General features: G+C 70.8%; 11 protein-coding genes. 7 read left to right on the top strand and 4 right to left on the bottom strand.

The annotated features are described in order from the left end of the window. Positions 1–2: 2 nt before the first annotated feature. On the bottom strand, positions 3–635 hold the full coding sequence (locus tag ACFVVO_RS24720) for a GNAT family N-acetyltransferase (RefSeq protein ID WP_390057778.1): 633 nt from the start codon (positions 633–635) through the stop codon (positions 3–5). A gap of 49 nt (positions 636–684) precedes the next feature. Here ACFVVO_RS24720 and ACFVVO_RS24725 point away from each other — a divergent pair, with 49 nt between their 5' ends. From ACFVVO_RS24725 to ACFVVO_RS24735, 3 genes are all read left to right on the top strand, one after another. Beyond that, complete coding sequence (locus tag ACFVVO_RS24725) at positions 685–1,596, top strand: MerR family transcriptional regulator (protein WP_390057779.1); 912 nt, start codon at positions 685–687, stop codon at positions 1,594–1,596. 59 nt (positions 1,597–1,655) lie between these two features. Continuing rightward, complete coding sequence (locus tag ACFVVO_RS24730) at positions 1,656–1,868, top strand: EF-hand domain-containing protein (protein WP_390058014.1); 213 nt, start codon at positions 1,656–1,658, stop codon at positions 1,866–1,868. A 151-nt stretch (positions 1,869–2,019) separates the two neighbouring features. Further along, positions 2,020–2,706: an NADPH-dependent F420 reductase gene (locus ACFVVO_RS24735; RefSeq protein WP_390057780.1), complete on the top strand. Its 687-nt coding sequence runs from the start codon at positions 2,020–2,022 to the stop codon at positions 2,704–2,706. Between the two features lie 16 nt (positions 2,707–2,722). On the opposite strand, the gene ACFVVO_RS24740 is transcribed toward ACFVVO_RS24735, so the two are convergent. Together ACFVVO_RS24740 and ACFVVO_RS24745 are read right to left on the bottom strand one after the other, a co-directional pair. Continuing rightward, positions 2,723–3,277 carry a GH25 family lysozyme gene (locus ACFVVO_RS24740; protein WP_390057781.1) on the bottom strand — a complete coding sequence of 185 codons (555 nt, stop codon included), beginning with the start codon at positions 3,275–3,277 and terminating at the stop codon, positions 2,723–2,725. Positions 3,278–3,369: 92 nt separating this feature from the next. Beyond that, the gene (locus ACFVVO_RS24745) at positions 3,370–4,401 is read right to left on the bottom strand and encodes a phosphatidylinositol-specific phospholipase C domain-containing protein (protein ID WP_390057782.1); all 1,032 of its coding nucleotides are present in this window, start codon (positions 4,399–4,401) and stop codon (positions 3,370–3,372) included. Positions 4,402–4,647: 246 nt separating this feature from the next. On the opposite strand from ACFVVO_RS24745, the gene ACFVVO_RS24750 reads away from it, so the two are divergent. Then, positions 4,648–5,133 carry a DUF3293 domain-containing protein gene (locus tag ACFVVO_RS24750; protein ID WP_390057783.1) on the top strand — a complete coding sequence of 162 codons (486 nt, stop codon included), beginning with the start codon at positions 4,648–4,650 and terminating at the stop codon, positions 5,131–5,133. A 100-nt stretch (positions 5,134–5,233) separates the two neighbouring features. Here the strand turns inward: ACFVVO_RS24750 and ACFVVO_RS24755 are convergent, their stop codons facing one another. Next, positions 5,234–6,241, bottom strand: coding sequence for a LuxR C-terminal-related transcriptional regulator (locus ACFVVO_RS24755; protein ID WP_390057784.1), 1,008 nt, complete (start codon positions 6,239–6,241; stop codon positions 5,234–5,236). 332 nt (positions 6,242–6,573) lie between these two features. On the opposite strand from ACFVVO_RS24755, the gene ACFVVO_RS24760 reads away from it, so the two are divergent. The 3 genes from ACFVVO_RS24760 (at position 6,574) to ACFVVO_RS24770 (ending at position 11,147) form a co-directional block, all read left to right on the top strand. Further along, positions 6,574–8,907: a M4 family metallopeptidase gene (locus tag ACFVVO_RS24760; protein WP_390057785.1), complete on the top strand. Its 2,334-nt coding sequence runs from the start codon at positions 6,574–6,576 to the stop codon at positions 8,905–8,907. A 74-nt stretch (positions 8,908–8,981) separates the two neighbouring features. Next, on the top strand, positions 8,982–10,742 hold the full coding sequence (locus tag ACFVVO_RS24765) for a M28 family peptidase (protein ID WP_390057786.1): 1,761 nt from the start codon (positions 8,982–8,984) through the stop codon (positions 10,740–10,742). Between the two features lie 135 nt (positions 10,743–10,877). Continuing rightward, positions 10,878–11,147, top strand: coding sequence for a hypothetical protein (locus ACFVVO_RS24770; protein WP_390057787.1), 270 nt, complete (start codon positions 10,878–10,880; stop codon positions 11,145–11,147). The last annotated feature ends 152 nt before the right edge of the window (positions 11,148–11,299 follow it).

Here is an 11,299-nt window from a genome sequence, read left to right on the forward strand (position 1 = left end):
GCTCAGGAAGCCAGCAGCAGCGCCTCCGCGCCCACCACGCGATAGCCGGCCGCCTGGAACGCCCGCAAGCTGCGGGCGTTCCCCGGCGCCGTCTGCGCCCACAGCGGCTCCGCCGTCAGATGCCGGGCCGTCGTCACCAGGGCCCGGCCCAGCCCCCGGTGCCGCGCCCCCTCGTCCACCTCGACGCTCACCTCCAGCCGCCCGCCGACCCCGCGCCCCATGACCAGCACCCCGCCGTCCGCCGTCCACGCCCGCACCTCGTCGCGCCGGCGGCGGGCGTAGGCGATGCGAGGGTGGCCGGCGTCCTCGATCTCGGTCAGCGCGAGCGGCGGCGCGCCGGGCAGGGGTGATCCGACCAGCAGCGCGTCGACGGTCTCGGCCCGGCGCCCGGTCCGGGCCAGGAGGGAGGCCAGGAAGACGGGGTTCAGCGCGGCGGACAGCGGATCGCAGTCCACGGCGTCCAGCGTCTCGCGCACCCACCGCGGGTCCTCGTCCGTGAAGACGACGGAGTGCGCGGTGAAGGCCAGCACCCCCGCGTCCCGCGCCCGGTGCTGCGGTACGACCGTCGTACGGCCGTCGGCCGGCGGGAACACCCCGCGCGCCACCGCGTCCAGTATGTTCCGCAGGGTCTCCAACCCACCGCTCCTTGAGTCTCCACCGACTGGAAGGCCCAGACTCGCAGACGTGATCGACGACGGCACCGGACTTCTCACCATCGGCGAGCCGGCGCGGACCACCGGCCTCTCGGTTCGCACCATCCGCTACTGGTCCGACGAGGGCGTCCTGCCCCCGGTGGCCCGGTCAGCGGGCGGCTACCGGCTCTACGACGCCGCCTCGGCCGCCCGCCTCGAGCTGATCCGCACCCTGCGCGAGCTGGGGCTCGGCCTCGGGGACGTGCACCGGGTGCTGTCCGGGGAGCGGACCGTGGCCGAGGTCGCGGCCACCCACGCGGCGGCCCTGGACGCGCAGATCCGGTCGCTGAAGGTGACCCGCGCGGTGCTGTCGTCCGTGGCGAGGCGCGGTTCTGGTGCGGAGGAGACGACCCTGATGAACAGACTGGCCCGGCTCTCGGCGGGCGAGCGGAGGCGGATCATGGCGGAGTTCGTGGAGGAGACGTTCCACGGGCTCGACACCGCGGACCCGGAGATCCGTGAGCGGATGCGGGACACCGCGCTGAACCTGCCGGACGACCCGACGCCGGAGCAGGTGGACGCCTGGGTGGAGCTGGCCGAGATGGTCCAGGACCCCCGGTTCCGGGCGCAGATGCGCGGCGCCGCCGAGTTCAACGCCGCGGACCGGGGACAGGACGCACCGCGCGGGGCGTCCATGTGGTTCTTCAAGCGGCTCGTCCAGTTGGTGGGGCAGGCGCGCGAGCGCGGTGTCGCCCCCGAGGCGCCGGAGGCCGGGCAGGTGCTGCGGGATCTGCTCGGCAACGCCGACCGGGCGGCCGTCCTCGAACGCATGAAGGCCTCCCACAATCCCAGGCTCGCCCGCTACCGGGAACTGCTCGGCGTGCTGAAGGGAGCGCCCGTCTCCGCCCACGAGGAGGACTTCGCCTGGGTGGTCGCCGCACTGGAGGCGCACACGGACCGTTAATCTGACCAGCGTCAGTACGCCAGCACGGCATGAGTAACGCGAACATAAGGGGCGGATCGGTGGCGGACATCGAGGAAGCACGCAAGCAGTTCCAGCGGATCGACGCGGACGGTGACGGTTTCATCACCGCGGCGGAGTTCAAGTCCGCCCTCGCCCAGGGGGGTGACTGGAACGTCACCGACACGGTGGCGGAGGCCGTCATCCGGACCCGTGACATCAACGGCGACAAGGTCCTGTCGTTCGACGAGTTCTGGGCCTACCTGAGCAAGTGACGTGCCCGAAGGGGGTGCCGTCCCGCAGCGGGACGGCACCCCCTTCGTCATGAGCGCCACCGGCCCCCGGGCGCCCGCGTCCCCCATTCGCCCTACCGGCCGGAATAGCCCGGCGCCGCCCGGGGTTGTCGCCCAGGTCAGAAGCATGCACATGCATGGACTGGGAAGGTCTGTCATGAAGATCGGCATCATCGGCGCGGGCAACATCGGCGGCAATCTGACCCGGCGGCTCACCGCACTCGGGCACGACGTGTCCGTGGCCAACTCCCGGGGCCCCGAGACCCTGAAGGCACTGGCCGAGGAGACCGGCGCGATGGCGGTACGGGCGGCGGAGGCCGCCGAGGGCGCCCAGGTCGTCGTGGTCACCGTCCCCCTGAAGGCGGTCCCCGGCCTCTCCTCCGGCCTGCTGTCCGGCGCCGCCGAGGGCGTGGCCGTGATCGACACCGGCAACTACTACCCGCAGCAGCGGGACGGCCGGATCGCCGGGATCGAGGACGAGGGCCTGACCGAGAGCCGCTGGACCGAGCGGCACCTCGGGCACCCCGTGATCAAGGCGTTCAACGGCACCTACGCCCAGGACATCCTGGACCGCCCCCGCCCGGCCGGTGACCCGGAGCGGATGGCGCTGCCGGTCGCCGGTGACGACGAGGCCGCCAAGCGGGTCGTCCGCGACCTCATCGACGAGCTGGGCTTCGACACGGTCGACGCGGGCGGCATCGACGACTCCTGGCGCCAGCAGCCGGACACCCCGGTCTACGGCCTGCGGGCGGGCGCCGAGGCGGTCCGCAAGGCCCTCGCGGAGGCCTCCCCGGAGCGGCCGGCGGCCTTCCGCGGCTGACCCGCCGGCGGCATCGTCAGGGCGTGGCCCACTTCCGCAGGGCGGCCTTGTCCGCGAAGGCGGCCACGTCCTTGTCGTGGGGCTCGCTGCTGTACTGGTGGAAGCGCCACTTGGCCTTGATGCGGGGGTGGCCCGCGCTCACGTAGTCGGCGATCCACAGGCCGTCACCGGCGTACGAGGTGTGGTCCTTGTTCAGCCAGTAGTCCCGGTTGGTGTACAGCAGCACCCTGTGGTGCGGGCGCAGTTGCTTCACCGTCCGGATGAACAGGTCCTTCTCCGCGTTGCTCGCGTGATTCCCCTCGCTGGTGGTCTCCCAGTCGACGGCGAGCAGTTCGCCCGCCTTCTCCGGGGCGTGCCGGACGAAGTACTCGGCCTGGGCGGTGATGTGCCCCGGCCACAGGAAGTGGTAGTAACCGACGACCAGACCCGCGTCGCGGCCGTGCTTGGTCTGCGCGGAGAGCCGGGGGTTGACGTACGAACGACCCTCCGTCGCCTTGATGAAGACGAAGGAGAGGCCGTCCGTACCGTAGGTCGAGGACTGGTACGCGCTCACGTCGATGCCGTGCAGCATGGGGGGACCCCCCTGGGGTGCCGTGGGGTTACAGGAGTCGACTCATATATGCCCCGTCCGGCACGAGAGATCCACGGGTCCGCCGTGCCGCATCAGCCCCGGGTCGTCACCGAGCCCAGTACCGAGGCCGGCTTGGCGGCCCAGTCCGAGGTGATGACGCTGGCGTGATTCCTGGCCAGCAGGGCGAGCCGGGCGGCGACTTCGGCGTCCGCGGGGTCGGTCGAGGAGATCGCGGGGGACACCCCGTCGGCGCCCGTGGCGATCAGGATGTAGTGGTTCGCGGAGTAGAACGAGGTGTCGTAGCCCTTGTTCACGTACGTCGCCGCGTCCCCGTCGAAGAACACGAACCACGGCCGGATCGAGGCGTCGTACCGGCCGGTGCGCGGGTCTCCGTTCTCGGCGCCCAGCACCGCCGGGAACGCCTGGGCCTCGGAGATCTGCCCGGCCGCGGACAGGTCCCGCAAGTGGTCGCCGTACTCCTTGTCCGTCCAGTAGTGGTCGAACGGGTTGGACTGCTCCACCGTGCCCGGGATCAGCTCGAACAGGAACTTGCCCTGCATGGCGTCCCGGGAGGGCCAGGCGTCCGCCCTGGCGGCCGCGTCCAGGGTGGAGTGGGTGCCGCCCAGCAGGTCGGCCGGCCGGAACACGCTGCCGCCGAGCTTGCGCGACACCAGCGTGTCGAACTCGTCCGCACCCATCCCGGCCCGGTCGTTGAAGCCCACCTTCATCTCCACCTTGAAGACGATCGGCGGGTGGTCGGGGTGGAGCCGGTTCCAGGCCGCGATGTTGTCCAGGCAACTGCCGAGATCCTGGTTGCGGCTCTTGCCGTACAGCTCGTCCGGGCTCTTCGCGGCCTCGCAGTTGTTGTCGTTGCCGAACGGGTTGCTGTGGCTGACCCGCCACCGGTGACTCAGGCTGTCCACGTACACGTCCAGCTCGAGCAGCGAGGCCCCCGAGTCCAGCGCCTGCGCGAAGTACGGGTACTTGTCCTTCTCGTACGCGTTGTGCGTCCCGATCGCCGTGACCCCGGAGAATTTCGGCGCCGCCGCCCCCGCGTTGCCCGCCCCCACCGCCAGCACAGCGGCGGCCCCGATGGACGCCGCCACCCGTCTCACTCCGCGCATCCGTCAACTCCCGTGTAGTGCGGTCAAGTTGGCGGAAGCGTAGAAGTGAGCGGTTACCGCTGGGTAGCCCCCGGAGGAACATCATCCCCGCGAGGGGCGGTCGTGCGGGCGCTCGACTTGGAGCCCGGTCGTGTGGCAGCATCGCGGCGTCCGGTGCTCGGCACCCGGAATAGCAGCCGGCCCGCCCAGCGGGCCCGAGATCTCCCTGCCGGCAGGTAAGGGGGTCCCCTTTCGAAGGAGACGCCTGTGCCTGCCGTCGTCCATTTCCCCAAGTCCGCGCAGTGGCCGCACTATCTGGGCGCAGTCGTGGACATCGCCCTCACCGCGCGCGGCGTCCATGTCGTGCCGGGCTGTCAGGGCGACGTGCCCAGCCTTCCCCACCCGCTCGGCAGCGGGCGCACGATCCACATCGTCACGGCCTTCAACCCCGGCGGCCGCGAGGCCGGCGTGCGGGCCAATCTGCGGGCGCAGGAGGAGTTGCTGCGGATCGTCGCCCGGCGCGGTCTGCGGTGGTGGCCGGCCGTCGGGCGTGACCCGGCCGGTGCCCATGCCGAGATCAGCGTGGCCCTGACCGGCCTGAGCGACACTCAGGTCCGCTCGCTGGGACGGCGGTTCGGCCAGGACGCCGTGTTCGCGTGGTCGTCGGCCTCCTGGCGGCTGCTGGCCTGCGAGGACGCGGTCCCCGACGTGGTCGTAGGCGGGTGGCACGCCTCGGATCGGGTCCGGCGGTGAGCGGCTCCCCACCGGTGCACCGGCGCGTACCGCGTGGCCGCGCGTGATCTCGGCCGTCTGCCGCGAGGCTCCGGGCGGGCCGACGCCGACGGGTTCCGGGTCAGTTCACCAGGCCCAGGCGGGCGGCGGTGACTCCGGCCTCGAAGCGGCTGGAGGTGCCGAGTTTCTCCATGATCTGGTTCATCAGGCGGCGCAGGGTGCGGTCCGAGCAGGCCAGCCGGCGGGCGATGGTCTCGTCCTTGGCGCCGGTGGCCAGCAGGGCCAGCACCTCGCGTTCCTGCGCGGACAGTTCGCAGCCGGTGCGCCCGCGCCCGGGCTGGCGTTCGGTGTGCGGCCGGGCGAGGTCCCAGGCGTGGGTGAAGACCTTGCAGAAGCACTGCGCGACGGGCGTGCTGTGCAGGATGACGTCGCCGCCCTCTCCCTGCGGCCCGGGCCCCGCCCCGATGATGACGATCGCCCGGTCCAGGATGTTCATGTGGAGCGGCACCGTCGGAGCGACCCGCACCTCGACCCCGGCGTCGGTCAGCGCGTTCAGGTAGCGGGCCGACGCCTGTGAGCGGACGGCCTGCTGGGACGTCAGCATGCGCATCTGGACGCCGTTCGCCAGCATGTCCAGGTCCCCGGCGAGGCTGGCCTCGAGGATCTGCGCGTCGGGAAAGCCGTTGCGCATCACCAGGAACTCGTCCATGCCGAGCGAGTCCAGTTCCTCGAGCCGCTGCCGGGTGCGCGAGCGGTCCGTGAAGTACTCGATCTCCACGGCTTCCCGTTCTTCGGATCGCGGGGCCGCCAGCACGGACACCACGTCCTCCAGCGTCTCGGCGTCCCGGCTGAGTCCCTCGGCCGCCTCCCGCAGACGGCGCCCGTGCTCCAGAACGATGTGCCGCAGAGCCTGTTCCGGCGGGCTGAGCCGCTCACCGCTCGGGTCCAGTAGCCGCCGCTCCTCCAGCCATCGGAACAACTCGGCGGACATGCCTTTGAGTTCTTCCCGCTCGGCGGTGAGGTCCCCTGCTCCCGACGCGGCGATCCGCTCAACGAGGGCCAGATAGGCCTCTCTTGCCTTGGAGGCTCTCAGTCGCCGGCCGTGCGGGGGGTTCTCTGCCGAATGCATGCGCGCACGATACGGGCAGCTCTCCCAGGAGGCCAGAGAGGTCACTTCAGTCGCATATGCACCGGAACCGCACTGGCCGAAAGCGGACGTGCCGGAATCGGACAGGAACGGACGGACCACCCTGTGGTTAATCTCGTCGCCGCCCGCCCTACTCCTCGCGGTCACGGTGCGCCTCCCTGTCCGCACTGCGCCGACGGCTGTCGAGGGGGCGGGCGCAGCTCACAGTTCCGGCCGGTTTCGCCCGTCGAGGCTTGACGTGCGCTTGACATGCGCATGCTTATCTCGGCGATGCGGACCCGCCCACCTGGATTCCAACCCCACTAGGAGCCACGGTGCCCCAAAGACTCACCATCGCCGGCGTCGCGCTGGCGGTGACCCTCGGTGTGGCGGCCCTGCCCGCCACCGCCGCCGCGGCCGGTTCATCCGCACCGGCCGAGGCCGATCCCGCGCCCAGCCCCCGCAGCCAGGCGATATCCGCCGCCGACAAGGCGGCCACCAGCGGCTTCGACGCCCTGGCCAAGGGCCCCTCGGAGCAGTACGACCGCAAGCAGGTCACACCCTGGGTCGACGGCCTCTACTCGATCGCCTACGAGCGGACCTACCGCGGCCTGCCGGTCGTCGGCGGCGACGCCGTCGTCCTCGCCGACGGCAAGGGCCGGGTGCGCGCCACCTCGTCGGCCACCAGGGCGAAGATCGCGGTTCCGACCAGGGCCCGCGTCAGCAAGGCGACGGCCGCCAAGACCAGCCGGGCGCGGCTGAAGACGGTCGAGAAGGCCGAGGCACCGCGCCTCGTCGTCCACGTGGCCGGCAACAAGGCGCGCCTGGCCTGGGAGACCGTGCTGACCGGTGCCACCAGGAAGGCGCCGAGCCACCTGCACGTCTGGGTGGACGCCGTCGACGGCAAGGTCCTGGCGACCCACGACGACGTGGCGGCCGGCACCGGCAACAGCAAGTGGAACGGCCCCGGCCCGCTCAGCATCGACACCACCGCGTCGGGTGGCTCGTACTCCCTGCGTGACCCGAACCGCCCCGGTCTGACCTGCGCCGACTTCAGCACCGGCACCGTCATGAGCAAGTCCACGGACTCCTGGGGCACGGGCAACCCGACCAGCAAGGAGACCGGCTGCGTCGACGCCATGTGGGGGGCGCAAAAAGAGTGGGACATGCTCAAGAACTGGCTCGGGCGCAACGGCCATGACGGCAACGGCCGCAGCTGGCCGGTCAAGGTCGGGCTGGGCGACGTCAACGCCTACTGGGACGGCTCCAGCATCTCCATCGGCCACAACAATGCCAACGAGTGGATCGCCGCGATGGACGTCGTGGCCCACGAGTTCGGCCACGGCATCGACCAGTACACACCCGGCGGCTCCAACAACGAGAACGGCCTGGGCGAAGGCACCGGCGACATCTTCGGCGCACTGACCGAGGCCTACGCCAACGAGCCCTCCCCGTACGACACCCCGGGCGACTACCTCGTCGGCGAGATGATCAACCTCGTCGGCCAGGGCCCGATCCGCAACATGTACGACCCCTCGAAGCTCGGCGACCCGAACTGCTACTCCTCCTCCATCCCGAGCACCGAGGTGCACGCGGCCGCCGGTCCGCTGAACCACTGGTTCTACCTGATGTCCGAGGGCTCCAGCCCCGGCGGCGGCAAGCCGTCCAGCCCGACCTGCAACAGCTCCACGGTCACCGGCATGGGCATCCAGAGCGCGGGCAAGGTCTTCTACGGCGGCATGCTGCTGAAGACCAGCGGCATGACGTACAAGAAGTACCGCACCGCGACCCTGACCGCGGCGAAGAACCTCGACGCCACCTGCGGTCTGTTCAACAAGACCAAGGCCGCCTGGGACGCGGTGAGCGTGCCCGCGCAGACCGGCGACCCCACCTGCTCCGGCACCCCGGGCCAGGACTTCTCCATGTCGGTCAGCCCCGCCACGGGCAGCGTCGACCCGGGTGCCTCGGCGACCGCCACGGTCGCCACCACGACCACCGGCGGCAGCGCCCAGACGGTCAACCTGACCGCCACCGGCGCCCCGTCGGGTGTCACGGTCTCCTTCAGCCCCGCCTCGGTCACCTCCGGCAGCAGCTCGACCATGACCGTCACCACCACGTCGTCGGCCACCCCCGGCACCTACACGATCACCGTGCAGGGTGACGGTGTGGCACACCACACCGCGCAGTACACGCTGACGGTCAACGGCGCCGGCGGCTGCACGGCCTCGCAGGCGGTCACCAACGGCGGTTTCGAGAGCGGGACTTCGCCCTGGACCGGTGACACCGGTGCCATCGGCTCGTTCGCCGGCCAGTCCGCGCACTCCGGCACCCGGTACGCGTGGCTGGCGGGTTACGGCTCCGCGGCCACCGACACGCTCAGCCAGACGGTGACGGTCCCGTCCGGCTGCACGACCGCGACGCTGAAGTACTGGCTGCACATCGACACCGACGAGTCCGGCGCCACGGCCTACGACACCTTCCAGGTCAAGGTCAACGGGACCGCGAAGCAGACGTACTCCAACGTCAGCGCCGGCACGGGTTACACCCAGCGCACGCTCGACCTGAGCCAGTACATCGGCCAGCAGATCACGCTGACCTTCACGGCCACCGAGGACTCCAGCCTCCAGACCAGCTTCGTCGTCGACGACGCCACGCTCACCACGAGCTGACACCGCATCGACCGGGAGGCGCGGCACCACCACGCCCCGCCTCCCGTTTCCTCCCACCCCACAAAGGAGACACGGTGCTTCGAAGAATCTCCCCCACCGGCCTGTCCCTGACCGGTGTCACCCTGGCCGCCGCACTGGGCCTGGTGGCGCTCCCCGCGAGCGCCGCGCCGGCCCCCGCCGGCACCGGTACCGCGGCCGCTCCGGCCACCCTCACCGCGGCCGCGCCTGACATCGACGTCACCAAGGTCCAGGCGCACCTGACCGAACTGAACGCCATAGCGACCCGCAACGGCGGCACCCGCAAGTCGTCCGGACAGGGCTACCGCGACTCGGTCGCCTATGTGAAGGGCAAGCTCCAGGCGGCCGGCTACACGGTCACCGAGCAGGCATGCACCTCCGGCTGTGCCAGCGGCGCCGGACCCAACCTGATCGCCGAGTGGCCGCACGGCGACGCGTCGAAGGTGTACATGTTCGGCTCGCACCTCGACAGCGTCTCCGCCGGACCCGGCATCAACGACAACGGCTCCGGCAGCGCCACCCTCCTGGAGGTGGCGCTGAAACTCGCCGAGACCAACCCGTCGATGGCGGGACGCGTCCGCTTCGGCTGGTGGACGGACGAGGAGCAGGGCCTCAACGGCTCCGACTTCTACGTCCGTTCACTCACCTCCGCCCAGCGCTCGGCGATCAAGGCGTACTACAACTTCGACATGGTCGCCTCGCCCAACGGCGGCTACTTCATCAACCACATCACCTCGGCCGCCGCCGCTCCGATGAAGGCGTACTGGGACTCGCTGAACCTGCAGCCCGAGGAGAACACCGAGGGCGCGGGCCGCTCCGACGACTACTCCTTCGAGAACTACGGCATCCCCACCTCCGGCTACGCCATGGGCGCCAGCGCCCGCAAGACCTCGGCGCAGGCGACCAAGTGGGGCGGCACGTCAGGCGCCGCGTACGACAGCTGCTACCACTCCGCCTGCGACACCACGAGCAACATCAACGCCACCGGGCTGAACCGCAGCGCCGACGGCGTCGCCTACACCCTGTGGTCGCAGGCGGTCTCGGCCACCGTCCCGGCCGACGACTTCTCCCTCTCGGCGAGCCCCGCCACGGGCAGCACCGCCCCGGGCACCTCGCTGACCACCACCGTGTCCACCGCCACGACCAACGGCTCGGCCCAGACGGTCAACCTGTCCGCCTCGGGCGCCCCCGCCGGGGTCACGGTCTCCTTCAGCCCGGCCTCGGTGACCTCCGGCGGCTCGTCCACGGCGACGGTCTCCGTCGGCTCCTCCGTGGCGCCGGGCACGTACAACCTGGCCATCACCGGCGCCGGTTCCACCACGCACACCGCGCAGTACACGCTGACCGTCACCGGCGCGGGCGGCTGCACGGCCTCGCAGGCGGTCACCAACGGCGGCTTCGAGAGCGGCACTTCGCCGTGGACCGGGGACACCGGCGCGATCGGCGCGTTCAGCGGCCAGTCCGCGCACTCCGGCACCCGGTACGCGTGGCTGGCGGGTTACGGCTCCACGGCCACCGACACGGTCAGCCAGACGGTGACGATCCCGGCCGGCTGCACCAGGGCGACCCTGAAGTACTGGCTGCACATCGACACCAGCGAGTCCGGCTCCACGGCGTACGACACCTTCCAGGTCAAGGTCAACGGGACCGCGAAGCAGACGTACTCCAACGCCAACGCGGCCACGGGTTACACCGAACGCACCCTGGACCTGAGCCAGTACATCGGCCAGCAGATCACGCTGACCTTCACGGGCTCCGAGGACTCCAGCCTCCAGACCAGCTTCGTCGTCGACGACGTCACCCTGACGACCGGCTGAGTACCGCACGAAAGGACCCGAGGGGGAGGCGGCGCTCCAGCCCGCCTCCCCCTTCCTCTGTTCATGAATAATGACGCCACGCCGCTACGTCTGGCCTGAGCTGCGATGTCACCGGGATGTGCGGAGGCAGGTTCAATGCTCGGAGAGACAGAGGCGAAAGTCCTGGCCGAGGAGTTCGGCAGCTCCATGGTCCGGCAATGGGGTGAGTGGCGGTGCGAACTCAGGAACTGGACGCCGCCCAACCTCAGTGGGTGCTTCGCGTTCTCGTGGCGACCCACGGTGCTGGATTCCCTCGGGAGGCCGATGAGAGTGGGCGGAAACATGCCCATCCTGGTCGACGAGAAATCGGGGGAGTGCCGCTTCGTTCGCGGCATGAAGGAATACCGGGAGCTCAGCGGCAAGTGACGGACGAGCTCAGTCAGTGGCCCTGACGGGCCACGAACCCGTCGTGGGGGGGGGGGGGGGGCCCGCGGCCCCCCCCCCCCGGGGGGGGGGGGGCAGGAGAGGTTAGACGGCCACCCCCCCCCCCCCCCGCACCGCTGCAAGAAGCAAGAGAT

Source organism: Streptomyces sp. NPDC058145, from assembly GCF_042884245.1.
In the GTDB taxonomy this organism is placed as follows: domain Bacteria; phylum Actinomycetota; class Actinomycetes; order Streptomycetales; family Streptomycetaceae; genus Streptomyces.

What these genes read in the sequence shown, in the direction of transcription:
- ACFVVO_RS24735 (WP_390057780.1), top strand. Translation starts at nt 2,020, where the DNA reads ATGCATGGACTGGGAAGGTCTGTCATGAAGATCGGCATCATCGGCGCG.
- ACFVVO_RS24740 (WP_390057781.1), bottom strand. Translation starts at nt 3,277, where the DNA reads ATGCTGCACGGCATCGACGTGAGCGCGTACCAGTCCTCGACCTACGGT.
- ACFVVO_RS24745 (WP_390057782.1), bottom strand. Translation starts at nt 4,401, where the DNA reads ATGCGCGGAGTGAGACGGGTGGCGGCGTCCATCGGGGCCGCCGCTGTG.
- ACFVVO_RS24755 (WP_390057784.1), bottom strand. Translation starts at nt 6,241, where the DNA reads ATGCATTCGGCAGAGAACCCCCCGCACGGCCGGCGACTGAGAGCCTCC.
- ACFVVO_RS24770 (WP_390057787.1), top strand. Translation starts at nt 10,878, where the DNA reads ATGCTCGGAGAGACAGAGGCGAAAGTCCTGGCCGAGGAGTTCGGCAGC.